A 22,024-nucleotide genomic window follows, 5' to 3' on the forward strand; every position below is an offset into this window, starting at 1 on the left:
ATCGGCGAGAGGCGTTGCAATCTGGACGAATGGCGCCACCCTGGCGCGATGTCCCTCGGCTTCTTCTATCAATGGGCCAGTCTCGCCGCGTTGCTGATCGCGACCGGCGTGGCCCTGTGGCGTGGCGGCTGGCCCGAGCGCGTAGCCGCCGTCGCCATGATCCTGGCCTGGTTCGCCACGGCCCTGTTCTACAACAGCCTGCAGAGGTTCGGTCCCCAGACCGCGGTCATCCTGGTCGACCTGGCCCTGATGCTGGTGCTGCTGTTCATCGCCCTGCGATCGGATCGCTGGTGGCCAATGTGGGCCTGCGGCTTTCACGGCCTGACCCTGATCCTGGTTCTCGCCAACCTGGCCGATCACAAGCTCTCCAACCGCGCCGGTTACATCGCGGGCGGCGGAGTCTTCAGCTACCTGGCCATGGCGGCGCTGTTCTGCGGCGCGCTGCCGCGCCGGCGCCCGACGACGCCCAAGGCCGTCGCGCCCTGACGCCCAACCCCGTGACGCCGCCTCACCGCTGACAGCGCTACCAACGCCCGGTTCACGTTTCCCGCATCAAGAGGGGAGGAATTCCAGGCTTCTTATCGTCTTACGGCAAATTAACTCAGCGACCCGAGGTTTGTCGGCTAGAAGGCCGTCGGGCTCAATTGTTGCTGGGGAAATGTTCGTGCTTAACGGGATCAATGGGCGCCGCCCGACTCTGAGCGCGCTGGTCTTGGTCCTGGGCGTGAGCGCGATCGCTCTGGCCGGATGCGGGAAGAAGCCGGAGAAGAAGACGCGGGCCGCGCCGAGCGCTTCGGCGACCGTCAGCCTCGCCACCGTCTCCAGCCAGCCGATCGCGCGCCAGATCAACGCCACGGGCACGGTCTCGCCGTGGGAAGAGGTGCCGGTCGGCGCCGAGACCGGCGGCCTGACCGCCGTCGCCGTCAACGCCGAGGAAGGCCAGACCGTCCGCGCCGGCCAGGTCCTGGTCCAGCTCAACAGCGCGCTGATCACCGCCCAGCTGCGCCAGCAGGACGCCGCCGTCGCCAGCGCCAGGGCCACCCTGGCCGAAGCCAGCGCCGCCCTGAACCGCGCCAAGGAGCTGCAGGCCAAGGGCTATCTCAGCCAGGCCGGCCTCGACACCGCCATCGCCCGCCAGGGCACCTCGGCCGCCAACCTGGCCGCCGCCGAAGCCGGCAGGGGCGAGACCGCCGCGCGCGTGGCCCAGACCTCGATCCGCGCGCCGGTCGGCGGCCTGATCAGCCGCCGCAGCGTCACCAAGGGCCAGATCGTCACGGCCGGCTCGGAACTGTTCCGCATCGTCCGCGACAGCCGACTGGAGCTGGACGCCGACATCCCCGAGACCGACCTCGGCGCGGTCAAGGCGGGCATGTCGGCCAAGATCTATTCCGACAAGGTTGGTGAAACGACCGGCCGCGTCCGCATCGTCACTTCGGAAGTCAACCCCGCCACCCGCATCGGCACGGCGCGCATCGCCCTGTCGTCGATGGGCGGCTTCCGTCCAGGCATGTTCGCCCGCGCCACGATCGACGCCGGCGATCAGGCCGCGCTGGTCGTTCCGTCGGCCTCGGTGCTGTACCGCGAGAACCGCCCCGGCGTGTTCGTGGTCGACGCCGCCAAGAAGGTCCATTTCCGCCGCATCGTCATCCTGGCCACGACGGGCGACCGCGTGGCGGCGACCGGCCTGAACGCCGGCGAGCAGGTGGTGGTCGAGGGCGCCGGCTTCCTGGGCGAGGGCGACCTGGTCCGCGTCGGCGCCGCCGCCCGGCCGGCCGCCTCCAAGACCGCGCGCTGAGGACGACAGACCGATGCGCAACATCTCGTCCTGGGCGATCAAGAACCCGATCCCCGTCATCATGCTGTTCGTGCTGCTCTGCTTCGCCGGCATCGCCGGCTTCAAGAGCATGCGGATCAATAACAATCCCGACGTCGACCTGCCGTTCGTCGTCGTCACGGCCGTGCGCCCCGGCGCCGCGCCGCAGGAGCTTGAGACCCAGGTCACCCGCCTGATCGAGGACTCGATCGCCGGCCTGGGCCAGGTGCGCCACATCAACTCCACCGTCGTCGACGGCGCGTCGACCACGTTCATCGAGTTCGAGCTGGGGGTGGACCACGAGCGCGTCACCAACGACGTGCGCAACGCCATGTCCAACCTGCGCGGCTCCCTGCCCCAGGACATGCAGGAGCCGATCGTCACCCGGATCGACATCTCGGGCGACCCGCTGATCACCTATGTCGTCAAGGCGCCGACCCTGACGCCCGAGCAGCGCAGCTGGTTCGTCGACAACGACGTCAGCCGCGCCCTGCTGGCCATCAAGGGCGTGCGCGAGGTCAACCGCCAGGGCGGCGTGAGCCGCGAGATCGAGATCGCCCTGGATCCCGACCGCCTGGCCGCGCGCGGCGTCACCGCCGCCGCCGTCAGCCAGGCCCTGGTGTCCTCGAACGCCGACCTTCCCGGCGGCCGCGTGACGATCTCGGGCGCCGAGCGCGCCATCCGCACCCTGGGCGCGGCCGGCTCGGTCGAGCAGCTGCGCGAGACCCGCGTGCCCGTCTCCAGCGGCGACGCCGTGCGCCTGGCCGACCTGGGCCAGGTCACCGACCACTGGGCCGAGCCCCGCTCGCGCGCCCGCTATGACGGCCAGGAAGTCGTCACCTTCAACATGGTCCGCGGCCGCGGCGCCTCGGAGGTGCAGACCGCCGAGAAGATCCGCAAGGCCGTCGAGAAGCTCGACCAGGATCATCCCGAGATCCAGATCCAGGAAATCACCTCGAACGTGAAATATATCGAGGAGAGCTATATCGCCTCGATGGAGGCCCTGATCGTCGGCGCGATCCTGGCGGTGCTGGTCGTGCTGCTGTTCCTGCGCGACTGGCGCGCCACGCTGCTGGCGGCGGTGGCCATCCCGATGTCGCTGTTCCCGACCTTCGCCGTCCTGGCGCCGATGAACCAGTCGCTGAACGGCATCACCCTGCTGGCCCTGTCGCTGACCGTCGGCATCCTGGTCGACGACGCCATCGTCGAGATCGAGAACATCGTCCGCCACATGCGCGGCGGCAAAAGCCCCTATGCGGCGGCCATGGAGGCGGCCGACGAGATCGGCCTGGCCGTCGTGGCCACCACCTTCACCATCGTGGCCGTGTTCGCGCCGGTGGGCTTCATGCCCGGCATCATCGGCCAGTTCTTCAAGGCCTTCGCCCTGGCCGCCTGTATCTCGGTGCTGTTCTCGCTGGTGGTCGCCCGCCTGCTGACGCCGCTGATGGGCGCCTACATGCTGAAGGCCGACCATAACCACGAGGACAAGGATCCGGCGTGGATGGGGCCTTACCTGAAGGCCCTGAACTGGGGTCTGCGCAATCGCTGGAAGGTGCTGGCGATGGGCATCCCGATGTTCGCCATCTCGATCCTGCTGGCCACCCGCCTGCCGTTCGAGTTCCAGCCCCAGGCCGACCGCGGTCGCGCCGAGTTCTCGGTCGAGCTGCCGCCCGGGGCCACGCTGGACGAGACCGACGCCATCGTGCAGCGCGTGACCCGCGAACTGCGGGCCCGCAAGGAAGTGGTCAGCGTCTATGCCGCGGTCGGCAGCAACAGCGCCGTCAACAAGGCCGAGCTGACCGCCGACCTGACCGACAAGAAGGAACGCATCAGCCAGAAGGTGTTCAGCCGCCAGATGGTCGACCAGTTCGCCGCCATCCCCGGCGCGCGGATCGGCTCGGGCAGCAACAACGGCGGCGGCCCGTCCAGCGGCGGCAGCTACACCCTGAGCCTGGTCAGCGACAACGGCCCGGCCCTGGAAGCGGCGGCCCGCAAGGTCGAGGCCGAGATGCGCGGCGTCCCGGGCCTGGCCCACGTGGTCAACACCGCTTCGATCGCCCGTCCCGAGATCGTCGTCACGCCCAAGCCCGACCAAGCCGCCCGCGCTGGCGTCTCGGCCGGCGCGATCTCCCAGGCCGTGCGCGTGGCCACCATCGGCGACGTCGACCAGAACCTGCCCAAGTACAATCTGGGCGACCGCCAGGTGCCGATCCGCCTGCGCCTCAGCCAGACCGCGCGCGAGGACATCGCCGTCCTGCAGACCCTGCAGGTGCCGTCGCCCAACGGCCCCGTGCCGCTGAACGCCGTGGCCGACGTCCGCTTCGGCGCGGGTCCCTCGCAGGTCGACCGCCGCGACCGCGCGCGCGTGGCGACGATCACCGCCGAGCTGGACGGCATCGTCGTGGGCGAGGCCGCCAAGCGCGTCCACGCCCTGCCCGCGGTCAAAAACCTCCCGAACGGGGTCAAGGAAGTGGCCGCCGGCGACGCCGAGTTCATCCAGGAGATGGTCACCGGCTTCCTGGGCGCGCTGATCACCGGCATCCTGCTGATGTACGTCGTGCTGGTGCTGCTGTTCCGCAGCTTCGCCCACCCGATCACCATCATGGTGGCCCTGCCCCTGGCCATCGGCGGCGCCTTCGGCCTGCTGGTGCTGGCCCACTCCAGCTTCTCGATCTCGACCCTGATCGGCATCCTGATGCTGATGGGCATCGCGGCCAAGAACTCGATCCTGCTGGTCGAGTACGCGATCATGGCCATGAAGGAGCACGGCATGGACAAGCGCACGGCGATCATCGACGCCGCGCACAAGCGGGCCCGGCCGATCCTGATGACCACCGTGGCCATGGGCGCGGGCATGTTGCCCACCGCCATCGGCCTCGGCGCGGAAGTCGAGTTCCGGGCCCCCATGGCCATCGCGGTCATCGGCGGCCTGATCACCTCGACCCTGCTGTCGCTGCTCTACATCCCGGTGGTGTTCATCCTGATGGACGGCCTGAAGACGCGCTCCGAGCGCCTGATGGGCCGCCTGTTCGGCAATCACCACCACGTGGCGCCTAAGAAGCCGATCGTGGAGTAGATCCTCCACCATCCCGATCTTCCCGGCGAAAGCCGGGGAGGTCGGTGTTGGGGTTGAGCCCCTAAGCCCTCAGCGCCTGCGCCACCACCGGCGCCAGGCGGTCGGCGATGATCCTCGCCCCGTCCGCGTTCGGGTGGATCCCGTCGCGCTGCATGTAGCGCGACACGCCGATCACCCCGGTCAGGAAGTCCGGCGCGTAGAACACCCCCTGCTCGCGGGCCAGGTCCGGATAGAGCTGGGTGAAGCGGCGGGCGTAGTCGACGCCCAGCAGGCCCGGCGCGCGGACCCCGGCCAGCACCACGCGGATGTTCTTCGACTTCAGGTGCTGGACGATGGCCCGCAGGTTGGCCTTGGTCATCGTCGGGGCGAGGCCGAGCAGAAGGTCGTTGCCGCCGAGCGCCACCACGCAGACCACGCTCTCGACGGGCACGCGATCGACGCGCGCCAGGCCGTTGGCGCTGGTGTCGCCCAGCACGCCCAGGTTCCGCACCCGCGACGGCGCGCCCATCCGCTCCAGCGCCGCCTGCAGCCGCGCGGGCATGGAAAGGTCCTGCGCCAGACCAAGGCCCGCCGTGATCGAGTCGCCCAGCACCGTCACGACCGGCAAGGGCGGCGGCGAAGGCTTGGCGTTCCGCGCGGTCGCCGAGGCGCCGCCGGGCGTCACGAGCGCCGCGAGGCCAGCCAGCAGGAACCGGCGATCAAGAGCGGAAGACTGGAACTTCACCATCGTCGAACCGTATCCATAACCAGAACAGATCAAACACCCTGCGCGTTGAACGCAGGATGAAGAGGGAAGCGTTCAATGCGGCGTCGGTTTCGCGAAATCTTGATCGTCGGCGTGGCGTTGACAGCCCTCGCCGCCTGCGGGCGGAGCAACGGCCAGCAGAACGGCGCGGTCGGCTACGGCCCTGACCCGCGGCTGCCCAAGCCCAGCAGGAGCCTGATCCCGACCGTCAAGGTCTCGGACGTCGTCGGCTGGCCGGCGGGCGTCACGCCGAGCGCCCCGGCGGGCTTCCAGGTGCAGCCGTTCGCGCAAGGCCTGGACCATCCGCGCTGGCTGCTCGTCCTGCCCAATGGCGACGTGCTGGCGGCCGAGAGCAACGCTCCGCCCAAGAAGGAACCGCCGCGCGGCCTGAAGGGCTTCTTCGAGAAGATGCTGATAAAAAAGGCCGGAGCCGGCGCGCCCAGCGCCGACCGCATCACCCTGCTGCGTGACGCCGATCACGACGGCGTGGCCGAGATGAAGGTCCCGTTCCTGACCAATCTCTATTCGCCGTTCGGCATGGCCCTGGTCGGCGACACCCTCTACGTGGCCAATGCCGACGCCGTCGTAGCCTTCCCCTACACGACCGGCGCGACCCGCATCTCGGCGCCGCCGCGCAAGGTCGCCGACCTGCCGGGCGGGCCGATCAACCACCACTGGACCAAGAACATCATCGCCAGCGCGGACGGCTCCAAGCTCTATGCGAGCGTCGGTTCGAACAGCAATGTCGGCGAGAACGGCATCCCGGCCGAGGAGGGCCGCGCCGCGATCCACGAGATCGACCTCGCCACGGGCCAGCAGCGCATCTTCGCCTCGGGCCTGCGCAATCCCGTCGGCCTGTCCTGGAACCCGGCCAATGGCCAGCTGTGGACCGCCGTCAACGAGCGCGACGAACTGGGCAACGACCTGGTCCCCGACTACATGACCTCGGTCCGCGAGGGCGGCTTCTATGGCTGGCCCTACAGCTACTACGGCCGCCACGTCGACAAGCGGGTCAAGGACAAGGACCGCCGCCCCGACCTGGTCGAGCGCGCGAGCGTCCCCGACTACGCCCTGGGCGCCCACACCGCCTCGCTGGGCCTGACCTTCTACACCGGCAAGAGCTTCCCGGCTCACTATCGGGGCGGAACCTTCATCGGCCAGCACGGCTCGTGGAACCGCAATCCGCAGGCGGGCTACAAGGTGGTCTTCGTGCCTTTCGTCGACGGCAAGCCGGCGGGCCCGGTCGAGGACTTCCTGACGGGATTCCTGGACGCCAAAGGCAAGGCCCAGGGCCGGCCGGTCGGCGTGACGGTCGACGCCTCCGGCGCGCTGCTGGTCGCCGATGACGTCGGCAACGCGGTGTGGAGGGTCAGCCCCACGCGGTAGCCAGTTCCGCCTCCGCGCCCTTCACCATCAGCTCGAGGCCGCGCTCGAACAGCCCCGCATGGCCGCTCGTGCGGTAGTAGGCGACGGCCTCGGACAGAACCGGATAGGCCCTGGCGGCTTCGTCCAGCTGGCTCTGCTCGACCGAGCCGTCCGCGGGCGAGGCCTGCTCCTCCAGCACGCAGCCGACCACATAGCGGCTGACGGCGACGAACAGCTGCATGGCCTGGCCGGGCGTGAAGCCCGCCGCGACCAGGAAGGCGACCTGGGCCTCGACGTGCGTCAGGTCGCCCGGATCGGCCTCGGTGCCCGCATGGACCCGCGCGCCGTCACGGTAGTTCAATAGCGCCGCGCGGAAGCTCCTGCCGTTGCGGCGCACGAAGTCCTGCCAGGTCTCGCCTGGCCGGGGTACGCGCGCCTCGTGGGCCCTCCCCAGGATTTCGCCGTTCATGGCGTCCAGCAGGTCGCGCTTGCTCTTGAAGTGCCAGTAGAGGGCCGGCTGCCGCACGCCCAGGCGCTCGGCGATGGCGCGCGTGGACAGGGCGTCGACCCCGACCTCGTTCAGCACCTCCAGCGCCGTCTCCAGAATCCGTCGACGATCGACCTTCATGAGAGTCCCATTCTGAATCATCTTGACCTCGCGGCCGATCCGGACTTTATCGCCGATAAGGAACTTTATCGATGATAAATTTTATGTCCGATCTTCTTCAGCGCCGCGCTAAGCTCGCCTTTCCCCTGATCCTGGCCACCGTGATGCTGGACGCCGTCGGCATCGGCCTGGTCATGCCGATCATCCCGCGCCTGCTGCGCGAGGTCGGCCATACCGGCGACCTGGGCTGGCGGTTCGGGGCGTTCCTGGGCCTCTACGCCCTGATGCAGTTCTTGTGCGCGCCGGTGCTGGGCGCGATCAGCGACAAGGTCGGCCGCCGCCCGGTGCTGCTGGTCTCGCTGGCGGGCGCGGCGATCGACTATGTGTTCATGGCCTTCGCGCCCTCGCTGGCCTGGCTGTTCGTCGGCCGCGCCATCGCCGGGATCACTGGGGCCAACATGGCCGTGGCCCAGGCCTATATCGCCGACATCACGCCCGAGACGCAGCGCACCCGCCGCTTTGGCCTGTTCAGCGCCATGTTCGGGGTCGGCTTCATCCTGGGCCCGGTGATCGGCGGGTTCCTGGGCGAGGTCTGGACGCGCGCCCCGTTCCTGGCGGCGGCGGCGCTGAACGGCGTCAACTTCCTGATGGCCGTCTTCATCCTGCCGGAGTCGCACAAGAGCCTGGATGAGGCCCGCGCCAAGCCGTTCGACCCCGCGGCGTTCAACCCGTTCGGCTCGCTGCGCTGGGCGGCCGCCTTCCCGGCCCTGCTGCCGCTGATGGCCGCGTTCGTCATGCTGGCGATCGTCGGCGAGGTCGGCGGCACGATCTGGGTGCTGTACGGCGAGGACAAGTTCGCCTGGGATCCTTGGACGGTCGGCTTCTCACTGGCGGGCTTCGGCGTCTTCACCGCCCTTGCCCAGGCCTTCGTGGCCGGTCCGGTGGCCGGGCGGTTCGGCGAGCGCAAGACCCTGGCCATCGCCATCGTCTGCGACGCCTTCGCCTATGTCGCCATCGGCCTGGCGACCAAGGGCTGGATGGCGTTCGCGCTGCTGCCGTTCTTCTGCCTGGGCGGCATCGGCCACGCGGCGATCCAGTCGCTGCTGTCGGCCCAGGTCGGCGAGGACCAGCAGGGCCGCCTGCAAGGCGTGCTGGCGAGTCTCGCGAGCCTGGCCTCGGTGATCGGTCCCGTGGTCATCGCCCAGGTTTATTTCGCCAGTCGCGGCTGGTTCCCGGGCCTGGTGTGGATGGCCGGCGCGGCGATCGGCCTGCTGTGTCTGCCAATCCTGCTGAGCGGCCCTTCGACGGCGGTCCGCCGATAGGGTCCGAACCGGAGAAACATGGTTAATCGGACCTTTACCCCGGCCGCCTAGAGTCGCTTCATGCGCCGCCGCCTTCTCGTCCTGCTGACCCTCGCCATCGCCGGCCCGGCCCTGGCCGGCCAGCCGACGGTCCCGGCCGCGCCGAAGTCCAAGAAGCCCGTCGCGGTTCTCGCCGCGCCGGTCGACGCGCCCAGCTTCATCCTGCCCGCCCCGATCCCGCTGGCCCAGGGCCGGCCCGCCGGCGACACCCAGCAGTGCAAGACGACCTGCTCCAAGACGCTCTACTTCTGCCAGGCGGGCGGCGACGATGACGGGTGCGGCGGACGCTGGGCCCAGTGCAACGCCGCCTGCACGGCCACCTATTCTCCGGCGCGCTTCGGCCGCTGAGTTTCCCCAACGGCCGCTTGCCGCTCCGCATAACGCTGATACGCTCCTGAACAACGATAAGTCAGGGTGGATGGAATGACGGCCAAGCTCCCCAAAGCGTGCGTCATCGGCGCGGGCTGCAGCGGCTTCACCACGATCAAGCGGTTGAAGGACCACGGAGTCCCCTACGACTGCTTCGAGATGTCCGACGAGATCGGGGGCAACTGGTACTTCAAGAACCCCAACGGGATGTCGGCCTGCTACGAGAGCCTGCACATCGATACCTCGAAGTGGCGGCTGGCGTTCGAGGACTTCCCCGTGCCGAAGGACTGGCCCGACTTCCCGCACCACGCGCAGCTGTTCCAGTACTTCAAGGACTATGTCGACCACTTCGGCCTGCGTCCGACGATCACCTTCAACACCCGCGTCGAGAAGGCTCGCCGCACCGACGATGGTCTCTGGTCGGTGACCCTGTCGACCGGCGAGACGCGGCTCTACGACGTGCTGTTCGTCTGCAACGGCCACCACTGGGATCCGCGTATTCCCGACTATCCGGGCGAGTTCGAAGGTCCGGCCTTTCACGCCCACGCCTATAGCGACCCGTTCGATCCCGTCGACATGCGCGGCAAGAACGTCGTGGTGGTCGGCATGGGCAATTCGGCCATGGACATCGCCAGCGAACTCTCCCAGCGGCCGATCGCGAAAAACCTGTGGGTCTCGGCCCGGCGCGGGGTCTGGGTGTTTCCCAAGTACCTGAATGGCAAGCCGGCGGACAAATCCGCCATGCCCGCCTGGATGCCCAGGAAGCTTGGCCTCTCGCTCGCCCGCTCGGTGATCAAGAAGACCATCGGCAAGATGGAGGACTACGGCCTGCCCAAGCCCGATCACGAGCCGCTGGAGGCGCACCCCTCGGTCTCGGGCGAGTTCCTGACCCGGGCCGGCTGCGGCGACATCAAGTTCAAGCCGGCGATCAAGGCGCTGGAGGGCAAGCGCGTGCGCTTCGCCGACGACAGCGTCGAGGACGTCGACGCCATCGTCTTCGCCACCGGCTACAAGATCAGCTTCCCGTTCTTCGATGACCCGGCCCTGCTGCCGGGCGCCGACCACCGCTTCCCGCTGTTCAAGCGGATGATGAAGCCGGGGATTCCGAACCTGTTCTTCATGGGCCTGGCCCAGCCGCTGCCGACCCTGGTGAACTTCGCCGAGCAGCAGGCGAAACTGGCGGCGGCCTATCTGGCGGGCAAGTACGCCCCGCCGTCGGACGCCGAGATGGTCCGGATCATGACCAAGGACGAGGCGCGCCACACGGGCCAATTCTATGACTCCGCGCGGCACACCATCCAGGTCGACTTCAACGTCTATTGCGCCGACCTGAAGAAGGCGATCGCCAAGGGCGAGGCGCGGGCGCGGAGCCAGGGCGGCAAGCTGCCGGTGCCGGCGCTGGCGGAGATCAGGATGGAGCCCTTGCTGGCGAGCTAAGCCCTTCCCCCCTTTGATAGGGGAAGGGTTTGGGATGGGGGTGACACGCGTTCCGAAAAGGGCGAGGTGTCGCCACCGCCGCATCACCCCACACCCGCCCTTCCCCCATCGAGGGAGAAGCGAGAAGAAAGCAACCATGGCCAAGATCACCTTCGACAAGGACACCCGCGCCAAGCTGGTCGGCGGGCTCTCGGACTATCTGCGGACCGAGCTGGACCTTGAGGTGAAAGGCTTCGACGCCGAGTTCCTGCTCGACTTCATCACCGAGCGGCTGGGCCCCTACTACTACAACCAGGGCCTCCACGACGCCTCGGCGCTGTACCGCGAGAAACTGGAGGCGATCAGCGAGGCCGTGTGGGAGATCGAGCAGCCGGTGAAGCCGCTGTGAAAATCCCCTCTATTCCGATTTCCCCGGCGAACGCCGGGGCCCAGATCGAACCCATGGGCGCCCGACAAGCTGACCGGGCGCATCTCGGATCATCCCAAACCGCTCTGGCTGAATCTGGGTCCCGGCCTTCGCCGGGAAGGTCGGGGTGGGGGGCGGGATTCAGCCGCCCCCAGCCAACCCCTTGCGTCTCGCGCCCGACTAAGGCTGTGATCCTGACGGAGCGTCAAGATCGCTCCATCTCCGAGTCGCGGTCCATGTCGAACATCGCCTATTTCCCCAAGCCCCACGTCGATCAGCGGCCGGGCAAGCGGGAACGCACCAAGACCGCCAATCGCCAGGCGATCCTGGACGCCGCGCGCGAGGTGTTCGGCGAGCTGGGCTATGACGCCGCCACCGTGCGCGACATCATCCGCCGCACGGGTTTGGCCTCGGGCACCTTCTACAACTACTACAAGTCCAAGGAGGAGGTGTTCGACGCCCTGGCCGATGACGGCGCGCGCCGCTTCCGGCCCCTCCTGCGCGCCGAGTCCGAGAAGGCCGCCGACTTCCAGTCGTTCGTGCGCGGCGCGATCCTGGCCTATTTCAACTTCGTGGCCACCGAGCAGGAAAGCTGGCGCATCAACCGGCCGCCGGGCGAGCAGATCCCGCACGCGCGTCCATCGCCCGAGGTGACCGCCGTGTTCGACGAGGTGCGAGAGGCCTTCGCCCGGGTGCTGGAGCAGACCCACGCCCCGCCGGTCGACCTGGACTACCTGACCGCCGCCTGCATCGCCGTGGCCCGCGAGATCGGCGACAAGATGCTGGAGCGGCGGCCCGTCGACACAGAGAGCGCCGCGGATTTCGCGGTCAAGCTGATCCTGGGCGGGCTGCCGGCCTTGCCAAGGCTCTAGAGCCTTCCAGATAATCAGAACAACAAGAACGCAGAGAGTGGGGAAACCATGGCCTCCGACGCCGCCCAGAAGACCATCCTGAAGCTGATCCTGTCGCTGCCCAGCCCGATCCTGCGGGCCATGTCGGGCGGCGGGGTCGTCTATAAGGGCGGGCGAACCCTGGACCCCCGCTTCCAGTTCTTCGCCCACGCGGCCAAGAAGCTGCCGCCCATGACCACGCTGAGCCCCGCCGAGGCCGTGGCCGGCAGCGCTCGGGGCCTGGCCGCCGTCCAGGGGCCGCTGGAGCCCGGCGTGCGCACCGAAAGCCTATCGATCGAAGGCCCGAACGGTCCGATCCCGGCCCGCGCCTATCGGCCGGAGAACCAGGACAGCACCGCGCCGCTGATCGTCTACGCCCACATGGGCGGCGGGGTGATCGGCGACCTGGAGTCCTGCCACGCCTTCTGTTCGATCCTGGCGCGGATCGTCCGCACGGCGGTGATCTCGGTCGACTACCGACTGGCCCCGGACCACAAGTTCCCGGTTGGGCTGGAGGACGTGCTGGCCGCCTATCGCTGGGCGCGCGACAACACCGGCCGCTTCGGCGCCGCGCCGGTCCCGCCGGCCATCGGCGGCGACAGCATGGGCGGCAACTTCGCGGCCATCGTCGCCCAGGACATGCAGCGCAAGGGCGAGCCACAGCCGGCCGCCCAGATCCTGATCTATCCCGCCGTCGACGTGGCCAGCGAGACGCCGTCCATGACCACCTATGCCGACGCCTATCCCCTGACCCGCGCGACCATGGACTGGTTCATGGGCCACTATATGAGCGCCGACGCCGACCCGGCGGACCCGCGCCTGTCGCCGGACAGGACCGCCGACCTGACGGGCCTGGCGCCCGCCGTGGTCGCCACCGCCGGCTTCGACCCGCTAGTCGACCAGGGCGAGGGTTACGCCAAGCGCCTTCAGGCGGCCGGCGTGCCGGTGCTGTACCGCTGCTACGATAGCCTGGCCCACGGGTTCACGGCTTTCACCGGCGCGATCCCGGCGGCGGACGGCGCGTGCCGCGAAATCGCGGGACTGGTGCGGCAGGCGTTTGATCAGCGCGCTTCTCAATAAATCCGTTCTCCCCGGCGAATGCCGGGGCCCAGATCGAACCCATGGGCGCGTGACACGGTGACGGGGCGCATTTCGGATCAGCCCCAACCGATCAGGCTGAATCTGGGCCCCGGCATTCGCCGGGGAAACCGGATTGAGGAGATGGCGTGAGTTCTGTTCCCCCCACCATGCGCGCCCTCGTCGTCGAGGACCTGGCCCCCGACTTCGCCGGTTGCGCCGTCCGAGACGTCGCCACGCCCCAGCCGGGTCCCGGCGAGGTGCTGGCCCGCGTGCGCGCCGCCAGCGTCAACTTCCCCGACCTGCTGATGACGCGGGGCGAGTACCAGTTCAAACCATCCCTGCCCTTCACGCCCGGCCTCGACCTGGCCGGCGAGGTCGTCGCCCTGGGCGAGGGCGTCACCGGCTTCCAGATCGGCGACGCCGTGGTCGGCGGCGCGCGGCTGGGCGGGTTCGCCGAATACGCGGTGCTGTCGGCCGAGGCGCTGAAGCCCAAGCCCGCGCGGCTGTCCTTCGCCGAGGCCGCCGCCTATGGCGCGGCCTATCTCACCGCCTATGTCGCCCTGGTCCGCCGCGCACGGGTCGAGCCTGGCGAGTGGGTGCTGGTCCATGGCGCGGCCGGCGGGGTGGGCCTGGCGGCGGTGGACCTGGCCAAGGCGCTGGGCGCGCGCGTCATCGCCGCCTCGGCCTCGGACGACAAGCTGGCGGCCGTTCAGGCGCTCTACGCCCCCGACGCCCTCGTCAACGTCACCGGCGGCTTTCGGGAACGCGTGAAAGAGATCACCGGCGGCCACGGGGCCGACGTGATCTATGATCCCGTGGGCGGCGACGTGTTCGACGAGAGCGTCCGCTGCATCGCCTTCGACGGCCGGCTGCTGGTCATCGGCTTCACCTCGGGCCGGATCCCGAACGTCTCGGTCAACATGCCGCTGATCAAGGGCTTCTCGGTCATGGGCGTGCGCGCCGGCGAGTACGGCCGTCAGTTTCCCGAGAAAGGCCGCGAGAACGCCCAGGCCATCTGGAAAATGGCGAACGAGGGGGTGATCCGGCCGCATGTGCATGCGGCGCTGCCGCTGGATCGCTGGCGCGAGGCGTTCGAGCTGCTGGCGGAGCGTAAGGTGGTGGGGAAAGCGGTGATCGTTCCGTGACCCCACGGGCAAGTGATTGAACCGACTCAGGTTGACATCCCTCGTCCGTTCTTTTATCCACCGCCCCTCACTCGCGGGGACCTGGTCACCGCGTTCAACGTATTTGCATTTCGGAGCCACGTCGTGAAGCGCACCTTCCAGCCGTCGAAGCTCGTGCGCGCCCGCCGTCACGGCTACCGCGCGCGTATGGCCACCAAGAATGGCCAAAAGGTCGTCGCGCGTCGCCGCGCCAAGGGCCGCAAGCGCCTGACCGCCTAATTTCTCTTCCTCCCTCGGGAGGTTAGACGATGATCAAAGCCGCCTTTTCCACAGACCTGGTTTCAGGTTCTCGCCGGAAAGGCGGCTTTTTTCATGCCTGAACTCAAGTTCGCCCCCCTTCGCTTCGAGCGGCTGCGCAAGCGCCCCGACTTCCTGCTGGCGGCCAAGGCCCCGGCCCTGTCGCGGGGCGCCGTCTTCATCCAGATGCGCAAGCGCCCCGACGAGGATCCCACGGTCCGGGTCGGCTTCACGGCCACCAAGAAGGTCGGCGGGGCCGTCGATCGCAACCGCGCCAAGCGCCGCCTCCGCGAGGCCGCCCGGCTGGTCCTGCCCCTTCATGCGCGCCCTTCGCACGACTATGTGTTCATCGCGCGCGGAGGAACCACGACGCGCGAATGGGGGCGTTTGCTTGACGACGTTAAAACAGCGCTGATAAGCCTCGCCGCCGAGCATGATCGCGGAGGACCCAAGGTTCCCCGCCCGTCATCCGGCGCATCCGCTCAAGACGCCTCTTCCCAACAACCCGATCTCAAAGTTTCCGGTTAAGCGCTCCATGCAGAACGACAACAAAAACACGCTGATGTTCATTGTCAGCGCGTTCGTGATCCTGATCGGGTACCAGTTCTTCATCCTGGGTCCGCAGCAGAAGCGCGCCGAGATCGAGGCGCGCGCCAAGAAGGCCGCCCAGGTCCAGGCCGCGACGCAGCCGGGCGTGACCCTGGACGCCAACGGCAATCCGGCCCCGCTGCGCCTTTCGCGCGACGCCGCCAAGGCCCAGAGCCCGCGCATCGTGGTCGACACTCCGGCCCTGTCGGGCTCGATCGCCCTGAAGGGCGGCCGCATCGACGACCTGTTCCTGCGCAAGTACGCCGAGACCACCGACAAGGGCTCGCCGCCGGTCGAGCTGTTCCGCCCCGAGGGCGCCGAGCACGCCTGGTTCGCCGATTTCGGCTGGGCCGGCGCCAACCTGCCGGGCCTGCCCGACAGCCGCACCGTCTGGACCGCCGCGCCGGGCCAGGTGCTGCGTCCCAACGCCCCGGTCACCCTGACCTATGACAACGGCGTCGGCCTGACCTTCACCCGCGTGATCGGCGTGGACGACCAGGCGATGTTCACCGTCACCGACAGCGTCAAGAACAACGGGACCGCCGCCTTCCAGCTGGCCCCCTACGCCACCGTTCAGCGCCAGGGCATCACCGACCACCTGGGCAAGAACCAGATCGTCCACGAAGGCGCCATCGGTGTTCTGGGTTCCGGCAAGGACCAGAAGCTGGAAATGGCCAAGTACCAGAAGTGGAAGAAGGACAAGCCGCTCTCGACCTTCGACTCGGTCGGCGGCTGGGCCGGCATCACCGACAAGTACTGGCTGGCGGCCCTGATCCCGAACCAGGACCAGACCATCAAGGCCCAGTACCGCGTCACCCAGGCCTCGGGCACGGATATCTATGACGTCAACTTCGTCGGCCCGACCCAGGCCCTGAACCCGGGCGCGACCCTGACCCAGAAGACCCGCCTGTTCGCCGGCGCCAAGACCGTGCCGCTGCTGCGCAAGTACGAGTACGGCGCGACGCCCGCCCCGGCCATCTGGGAGTTCTGGAGCAGCGCCAAGGCGGAAATCCCGCGCTTCGACGACGCCGTCGACTGGGGCATGTTCCGCTTCTTCACGCGCCCGATCTTCAACATCCTGGAGATCTTCTATCGTCTGGTCGGCAACTTCGGCCTGGCGATCATGGCGCTGACCGTCCTGCTCAAGCTCATCCTCTATCCGATGGCGGACAAGAGCTATGAGAGCATGGCCAAGATCAAGAAGATCTCCCCCGAGGTCGAGAAGCTGAAGGCCAAGCACAAGGACGATCCCGCCAAACAGCAGCAGGAGATGATGGCCCTGTACGCCAAGGAGAAGATCAACCCGATGATGGGCTGCCTGCCCATGCTGGTGCAGATTCCGGTCTTCTATTCGCTGTACAAGGTGCTGACCGTCACCATCGAGATGCGTCACGCGCCGTTCTTCGGCTGGATCCACGACCTCTCCGCGCGCGATCCGACGACGATCTTCAACCTGTTCGGCCTGATCCCCTGGGACCCGGCCCACGCCCCGCTGATCGGCGCCTTCCTGTCGACCACCCTGCACATCGGCGTCTGGCCGCTGCTGTACGGCTTCACCATGTGGCTGACCACGGCGATGAACCCGCCGGCGGGCGACCCGATGCAACAGCGGATCTTCCAGCTGTTCCCGATCGTCTTCACCTTCACCCTGTCGCAGTTCGCCGTGGGCCTGGTGATCTACTGGTGCTGGAGCAACGTCCTGACCATCATCCAGCAGTACATCATCATGCGCCGCTACAAGGTCGAGAACCCGATCGACAAGATCATCGCCCGCTTGCAGGGCAAACCTGCTAACGCCACCTGATGAGCGACGAACCCAACCTTCCCGGCGAACTCCCCAGCGTCCTGCCGGGCGCGGCCGATTTCACGGACGAGCAGATCGAGACGGCGCGGGTGTTCTTCGCCCAGCCGGTCTCGTTCATCATGGGCGCGGTGCGCATGGACGCCATGCCCGCCGCGGATCTGCCGGAAGTGGCCTTCGCCGGTCGCTCCAACGTCGGCAAGTCCAGCCTGATCAACGGCCTGGTCGGCCAGAAGTACCTGGCCCGCGCCTCGAACGAACCGGGCCGCACGCGGGAGATCAACTTCTTCCTGCTGGCCGAGCAGGTGCGCCTGGTCGACCTGCCCGGCTACGGCTTCGCCCGCGTTTCGCGCTCGATCGCCGACAAGTTCCAGGACCTGGGCCGGGCCTATCTGCGCGGCCGCCCGAACCTGAAGCGCGTCTATGTGCTGATCGACGCCCGCCATGGCCTCAAGAAGGTCGACCTGGAGGCGCTGGACGCCCTGGATACGGCGGCGGTCTCGTATCAGATCGTCCTGACCAAGGCCGACAAGATCAAGCCGCACGAGGTCGACAAGGTCGTGGCCGAGACGCTGAAGGCGATCTCCAAGCGCGCCGCCGCCTTCCCGCGCGTGCTGGCCACCTCGTCCGAGAAGGGCCTGGGCATGCCGGAGCTGCGGGCCGAGATCGTCCGGTTGTGTATCGACGAGTGAGACAACAATAATCCGATCTCCCCGGCGAAGGCCGGGGCCCAGATCGAGCCCACGAGCGCGTCGGAAGCTGATGAGGCGGATGGCGCGCTCACCCAAGCCGGCCCGGATGAATCTGGGCCCCGGCCTTCGCCGGGGAAATCGGAATTTGGGGATATGTTTGGACGGTTAACCCTGCGCTAGGCTTCGGCCGCCAGAACCGCCCGCTTTCTAGTTTCGAAAGTCCGCCGCCCATGACCCGCCACGAACTCAAGACCTGGCCTAAATACTTCGCCGCCGTGCGCTCGGGCCAGAAGCGCTTCGAGATCCGCCGCAACGACCGTGACTTCAAGGTCGGCGACATTCTGGTGCTGCGCGAGTTCGATCCGGAGGACGACGCCTATACCGGCCAGAGCGAAGAGCGCCAGATCACCTTCCTGCTGTCGGAGGAGGATTATGGCGGCGTGATCCACGGCTTCGTGGCCATCGGCTTCGGCGAGGTCCCTCCGCACCCGGACGCCGCCGCCGAGGTCACCGTCGACAGCCTGGCGCAGTGGCACGAGACCGCCGCCTCCAACGCGGCCCTGCGCGCCCAGGGGGCCCGCAAGGTCTCGGAGAGCTACGCGGCGAGCAACATGGGCGTCGCGGCCGAGCGCCAAGGCGCCGTGGCCGACCTCGCCGCCGCCGAAGCCGGCTTCCACGCCGCGGCGGCGCGGATCGTCCGCAAGGGCTGATCGCCGAGCACCAGACAGAGAAAAGCCGCCGAGGTCACCCTCGGCGGCTTTTCTTTTGTCCGGAGAGACGAAGCCTACGCGGCTTCGCGAACCACGGCCGGGAACACGTCGTCCATGCGCAGATAGGTGATCAGGCGGTTTTCCATCGAGATGATGGCCTGGATGTAGCGCAGCTCTTCCACGCCGACATCGGGGGCCGGCTGCAGGCTGTCGCGCGGCACGGTGAAGGTTTCCGACACGGCGTCGACCAGGATGCCGGCCAGGCGATCCTGGCACTCGACCACCACGATCACGTGGCGGGTCTCGGGGATGGTGACGCCCAGGCCCAGGCGGTTGCGCAGGTCGATGACCGGCATGATCGCGCCGCGCAGGTTGATGACGCCACGCATATAGGCCGGCGCGTGCGGGATCGGGGTGGCCGGGGTCCAGCCGCGGATTTCGCGAACCGTCTTCACGTCGATGCAGAATTCCTGCTCGCCGATGCAGAACGAGATCAGCTCCAGCGCGGGCGCGGTGGTGTCGGTCATGGCGGTGTCCCCGGGTCTAATTCAGCGGGCCCGGGGCAGCGTGTTCGACGCGCTCTCGGGCTCCCTGCCACAAGAGCCCATCCGTCTTTAACAACCGTTAAGTCTGAGCTTGAGGGAGCGCGCCGGATTGTCGCGGCTTTAAAATTTGTCATCCCGGCCGCAGCGAAGAGGAGAGCCGGGACGCAGGGGCAACCGCACTGGGCTTGGCCCCTGGATCCCGGACAGCGCTACGCGCTTCCGGGATGACAAGAAAAGCTAGAGTTCCTCCGACAGACCCTCGTCGCCCTCGTCGGCCAGATTGAACTCGTACCAGACGCCGTTCAGCACGCCGAAGGCGACGGCGAGGCCGAGACCGAGGATCCAGGTGAAGTACCACATGACTTTCTAGCTCCTCAGTACAGGTCGGGGTTGGTGGCGAGGGCGCCGGTCGTGCTGCGGCCCCACAGGACCTTGTAGACCCAGGTCGTGTAGAGCAGGACCAGCGGCAGGAAGATCACCGTGACGATCAGCATGACGAACAGGGTCAGGTGGGTCGACGAGGCGTTCCACACCGTCAGGCTGGAGCGCGGATCGAAGCTGCTGGGCAGGATGAACGGGAACATCGACAGACCCACGGTCGCGATGATCCCGACCGCCGAGGCCGACGAGCCGCTGAACGCCGCCCAAGCCTTGTTGAACCGCAGGCCGTAGAGGGCCAGAGCCGCGCCCACGAAGCCCAGGACCGGGGCGATGACCATCCAGCCATGGCGGCCGTAGTTGTCGAGCCAGGCGCCCGGAGCCCGCACGGCGGCGGCGCCGCGCAGCGGGTTGGACGGACCGGCCGCATCGGCCAGACCCTCGATCCGGAAGCCCAGGCCGCCGAAGGCGACCCAGAAGCCGCCGGCCGCGAACAGCACGATGCTGGCCAGGGCCGCGATCTCGCCGAACAGGCGGGCCCGCTCGGTGACCGGCCCTTCCTCGGCCTTGATGGTCAACCAGGCCGCGCCGTGCAGCACCAGCATCGAGACCGACAGCAGGCCGCACACCAGGGCGAAGGGCGAGAACAGGCCGATGAAGGCGCCCTCATAGAAGGCCCGCAGGTCGGTATCCAGGCGGAAGGGCGCGCCTTGCAGCACATTGCCCATGGCCACGCCGAACACCAGCACCGGCACGAAACCGCCGACGAACAGCCCCCAGTCCCAGAAAGACCGCCAACGAGGGTCTGGCCGCTTGGAGCGGTACTTGAAGCTGACCGGCCGCATGATCATCGCGGCCAGCACCACGAACATGGCCAGATAGAAGCCCGAGAAGCTGATGGCGTAGACGAACGGCCAGGCCGCGAAGATCGCCCCGCCGCCCAGGATGAACCACACCTGGTTGCCTTCCCAGGTCGCGCCGACGGTGTTGATGACCATGCGCCGCTCGGCGTCGTTCTTGGCGACGAAGGGCAGCAAGGCCCCCACGCCCATGTCGAAGCCGTCGGTCAGCGCGAAGCCGATCAGGAGGATGCCCAACAGGGCCCACCAGAGGACGCGAAGGGTGGCGTAGTCGATTGGGAGTTCCATGACTCAGCGCTCCTTTAGGCGACGGCCGGTTCAGGCTCGGCCGATTCCCCGTCCGGGACGGGATCGTGCTGAGCGAACGGGCCTTTCTTGATGGCGCGCAGGATCAGGCCGATCTCGACCACGGCCAGCGCGCCGTACAGCAGGGTGAAGGCCGCGATGCTGGTCAGCAGCTGCGGCACGGACAGGCTGGAGACGCCCAGGAAGGTCGGCAGCACGCCGTCCACCGCCCAGGGCTGACGGCCCACCTCGGCCAGCACCCAGCCCAGCTCCGTCGAGATCCACGGCAGCGGGATGGCGGCCACGGCAATGACCAGGAACCACTTGGTGTCGTGCTTGCGCAGGGTGACCAGGAGGAAGGCCGTGGCGAACAGGGCGATCATCAGGAAGCCGATCCCGGCCATGATGCGGAACGCCCAGAACATCACCGGCACCGGCGGCACCGTGTCCCAGGCCGCCTTCTGGATCAGCTCGGGCGAGGCCTGGCGCGGATCGGCGACATAGCGCTTCAACAGCAGGGCGTAGCCCAGGTCGCGACGGTGCGCCTCGAAGGTGGCGCGGGCGGTCATGTCCTTGGGATTGGCCTTCAGGGTCTCGACCGCGCCATAGGCGATCACGCCGGACTCGATGCGGTCCTGCGCCTTGGCGACCAGCTGGAAGATGCCCTCCACCGGCGTGTCGAAGCTGCGGGTGGCGATCAGGCCCAGGACGTAGGGGATCTTGATCTCGGCGTGGGTCTTGCGTTCCTTCAGGTCCGGTATGCCGAAGGCCGTCAGGCCGGCCGGGGCGGGCTCGGTCTCCCACATGGCCTCCAGGGCCGCGAGCTTCATTTTCTGGTTGTCGGTCAGGGCGTAGCCGCTCTCGTCGCCCAGCACGACGACCGACAGCGAGGACGCGAGACCAAAGGCGGCGGCGACGGTCATCGACCGCTTGGCCACGCCGATGTACTTGCCCTTCAGGAGGTACCAGGCCGAGACGCCCAGGACGAAGACCGAGGCGATCACATAGCCGGCGCTGACCGTGTGCACGAACTTGGCCTGGGCCACCGGGTTGAACAGCACGTCGCGGAAGCTGGAGACCTCCATGCGCATGGTGTCGGGGTTGAAGGCCGCGCCGATCGGGTTCTGCATCCAGCCGTTGGCGACCAGGATCCACAGGGCCGACAGGTTGGTGCCCAGGGCGACCATGAAGGTCACGAACAGGTGGCCGACGGGCTTGAGCTTGTCCCAGCCGAAGAACATCAGCCCGACGAAGGTGGCTTCCAGGAAGAAGGCCATCAGGCCCTCGATCGCCAGCGGGGCGCCGAAGATGTCGCCGACATAGTGCGAGTAGTAGGACCAGTTCATACCGAACTGGAATTCCATCGTGATGCCGGTGGCGACGCCCAAGGCGAAGTTGATGCCGAACAGCATGCCCCAGAAGCGGGTGGTGGTCCGCCAGATCGGTCGCTTGGTCATCACATAGATGCTCTCCATGATGACCAGCATGAAGCTGAGCCCCAGGGTGAGCGGCACGAACAGGAAGTGGTATAGGGCGGTCAGCGCGAACTGAAGTCGCGATAGGTCGATGACGGCGGGGTCCATGGACAGCTCCGA

Annotated in this window: 21 protein-coding genes and 1 pseudogene; 16 read left to right on the top strand and 6 right to left on the bottom strand. The window is 67.9% G+C overall.

All coding sequences use genetic code 11. From position 1 onward, the window contains the following. The first annotated feature begins 48 nt into the window (after positions 1-48). The 3 genes from AC1RJ9_RS12160 (at position 49) to AC1RJ9_RS12170 (ending at position 4,889) form a co-directional block, all read left to right on the top strand. A complete protein-coding gene (locus AC1RJ9_RS12160) occupies positions 49-486 on the top strand; it encodes a hypothetical protein (protein WP_492837143.1) in 438 nt (145 codons plus the stop codon). Positions 487-724: 238 nt separating this feature from the next. Then, positions 725-1,795, top strand: coding sequence for an efflux RND transporter periplasmic adaptor subunit (locus tag AC1RJ9_RS12165; RefSeq protein WP_492837144.1), 1,071 nt, complete (start codon positions 725-727; stop codon positions 1,793-1,795). Positions 1,796-1,808: 13 nt separating this feature from the next. Further along, positions 1,809-4,889, top strand: a complete 3,081-nt coding sequence (locus tag AC1RJ9_RS12170; RefSeq protein WP_492837145.1) for an efflux RND transporter permease subunit — start codon at positions 1,809-1,811, stop codon at positions 4,887-4,889. Positions 4,890-4,950: 61 nt separating this feature from the next. On the opposite strand, the gene AC1RJ9_RS12175 is transcribed toward AC1RJ9_RS12170, so the two are convergent. Continuing rightward, the gene (locus AC1RJ9_RS12175) at positions 4,951-5,616 is read right to left on the bottom strand and encodes a GDSL-type esterase/lipase family protein (RefSeq protein ID WP_492837146.1); all 666 of its coding nucleotides are present in this window, start codon (positions 5,614-5,616) and stop codon (positions 4,951-4,953) included. Positions 5,617-5,691: 75 nt separating this feature from the next. On the opposite strand from AC1RJ9_RS12175, the gene AC1RJ9_RS12180 reads away from it, so the two are divergent. Beyond that, entirely contained in the window at positions 5,692-7,020 is a 1,329-nt protein-coding gene (locus AC1RJ9_RS12180) for a PQQ-dependent sugar dehydrogenase (RefSeq protein WP_492837147.1), read from the top strand. Here AC1RJ9_RS12180 and AC1RJ9_RS12185 read toward each other — a convergent pair. Continuing rightward, positions 7,004-7,627 carry a TetR/AcrR family transcriptional regulator C-terminal domain-containing protein gene (locus tag AC1RJ9_RS12185; protein WP_492837148.1) on the bottom strand — a complete coding sequence of 208 codons (624 nt, stop codon included), beginning with the start codon at positions 7,625-7,627 and terminating at the stop codon, positions 7,004-7,006. The genes AC1RJ9_RS12180 and AC1RJ9_RS12185 overlap by 17 nt on opposite strands. An 83-nt stretch (positions 7,628-7,710) precedes the next feature. On the opposite strand from AC1RJ9_RS12185, the gene tet reads away from it, so the two are divergent. From tet to AC1RJ9_RS12245, 12 genes and pseudogenes are all read left to right on the top strand, one after another. After that, positions 7,711-8,928, top strand: a complete 1,218-nt coding sequence (tet, locus tag AC1RJ9_RS12190) for a Tet(A)/Tet(B)/Tet(C) family tetracycline efflux MFS transporter (RefSeq protein WP_492837149.1) — start codon at positions 7,711-7,713, stop codon at positions 8,926-8,928. A 60-nt stretch (positions 8,929-8,988) separates the two neighbouring features. Further along, the gene (locus AC1RJ9_RS12195) at positions 8,989-9,315 is read left to right on the top strand and encodes a hypothetical protein (RefSeq protein WP_492837150.1); all 327 of its coding nucleotides are present in this window, start codon (positions 8,989-8,991) and stop codon (positions 9,313-9,315) included. A gap of 75 nt (positions 9,316-9,390) precedes the next feature. Then, entirely contained in the window at positions 9,391-10,773 is a 1,383-nt protein-coding gene (locus tag AC1RJ9_RS12200) for a flavin-containing monooxygenase (protein WP_492837151.1), read from the top strand. 136 nt (positions 10,774-10,909) lie between these two features. Then, a complete protein-coding gene (locus AC1RJ9_RS12205; RefSeq protein ID WP_492837152.1) occupies positions 10,910-11,161 on the top strand; it encodes a DUF2164 domain-containing protein in 252 nt (83 codons plus the stop codon). Between the two features lie 254 nt (positions 11,162-11,415). Beyond that, positions 11,416-12,051 (top strand): TetR/AcrR family transcriptional regulator, encoded by a 636-nt coding sequence (locus AC1RJ9_RS12210; protein ID WP_492837153.1) that lies wholly within the window; start codon positions 11,416-11,418, stop codon positions 12,049-12,051. 33 nt (positions 12,052-12,084) lie between these two features. Next, a pseudogene (locus AC1RJ9_RS12215) lies at positions 12,085-13,149 on the top strand (alpha/beta hydrolase); the annotation flags it as partial. A gap of 146 nt (positions 13,150-13,295) precedes the next feature. Beyond that, positions 13,296-14,294, top strand: a complete 999-nt coding sequence (locus AC1RJ9_RS12220; RefSeq protein ID WP_492837154.1) for an NADPH:quinone oxidoreductase family protein — start codon at positions 13,296-13,298, stop codon at positions 14,292-14,294. 123 nt (positions 14,295-14,417) lie between these two features. After that, complete coding sequence (rpmH, locus tag AC1RJ9_RS12225; RefSeq protein ID WP_004622337.1) at positions 14,418-14,552, top strand: 50S ribosomal protein L34; 135 nt, start codon at positions 14,418-14,420, stop codon at positions 14,550-14,552. 93 nt (positions 14,553-14,645) lie between these two features. Beyond that, positions 14,646-15,098, top strand: coding sequence for a ribonuclease P protein component (rnpA, locus tag AC1RJ9_RS12230; RefSeq protein ID WP_492837155.1), 453 nt, complete (start codon positions 14,646-14,648; stop codon positions 15,096-15,098). A 7-nt stretch (positions 15,099-15,105) separates the two neighbouring features. Then, positions 15,106-16,962, top strand: coding sequence for a membrane protein insertase YidC (gene yidC, locus AC1RJ9_RS12235; RefSeq protein ID WP_492837156.1), 1,857 nt, complete (start codon positions 15,106-15,108; stop codon positions 16,960-16,962). Continuing rightward, positions 16,962-17,651 (top strand): ribosome biogenesis GTP-binding protein YihA/YsxC, encoded by a 690-nt coding sequence (yihA, locus tag AC1RJ9_RS12240; RefSeq protein WP_492837157.1) that lies wholly within the window; start codon positions 16,962-16,964, stop codon positions 17,649-17,651. The genes yidC and yihA overlap by 1 nt, the downstream gene beginning before the upstream one ends. 230 nt (positions 17,652-17,881) lie before the next feature. Further along, positions 17,882-18,361 (top strand): ASCH/PUA domain-containing protein, encoded by a 480-nt coding sequence (locus AC1RJ9_RS12245; RefSeq protein ID WP_492837158.1) that lies wholly within the window; start codon positions 17,882-17,884, stop codon positions 18,359-18,361. Between the two features lie 74 nt (positions 18,362-18,435). Here the strand turns inward: AC1RJ9_RS12245 and AC1RJ9_RS12250 are convergent, their stop codons facing one another. The 4 genes from AC1RJ9_RS12250 to AC1RJ9_RS12265 form a co-directional block, all read right to left on the bottom strand. Further along, positions 18,436-18,888 carry a chemotaxis protein CheW gene (locus AC1RJ9_RS12250; protein ID WP_099575770.1) on the bottom strand — a complete coding sequence of 151 codons (453 nt, stop codon included), beginning with the start codon at positions 18,886-18,888 and terminating at the stop codon, positions 18,436-18,438. Between the two features lie 255 nt (positions 18,889-19,143). After that, positions 19,144-19,266 carry a cytochrome bd-I oxidase subunit CydX gene (gene cydX, locus AC1RJ9_RS12255; protein WP_492837159.1) on the bottom strand — a complete coding sequence of 41 codons (123 nt, stop codon included), beginning with the start codon at positions 19,264-19,266 and terminating at the stop codon, positions 19,144-19,146. A gap of 14 nt (positions 19,267-19,280) precedes the next feature. Next, a complete protein-coding gene (cydB, locus tag AC1RJ9_RS12260) occupies positions 19,281-20,432 on the bottom strand; it encodes a cytochrome d ubiquinol oxidase subunit II (RefSeq protein ID WP_492837160.1) in 1,152 nt (383 codons plus the stop codon). A gap of 14 nt (positions 20,433-20,446) precedes the next feature. Then, on the bottom strand, positions 20,447-22,012 hold the full coding sequence (locus tag AC1RJ9_RS12265; protein WP_492837161.1) for a cytochrome ubiquinol oxidase subunit I: 1,566 nt from the start codon (positions 22,010-22,012) through the stop codon (positions 20,447-20,449). Positions 22,013-22,024: the final 12 nt, after the last annotated feature.

The organism is Caulobacter sp. GW822-FHT07D08 (genome assembly GCF_058798735.1).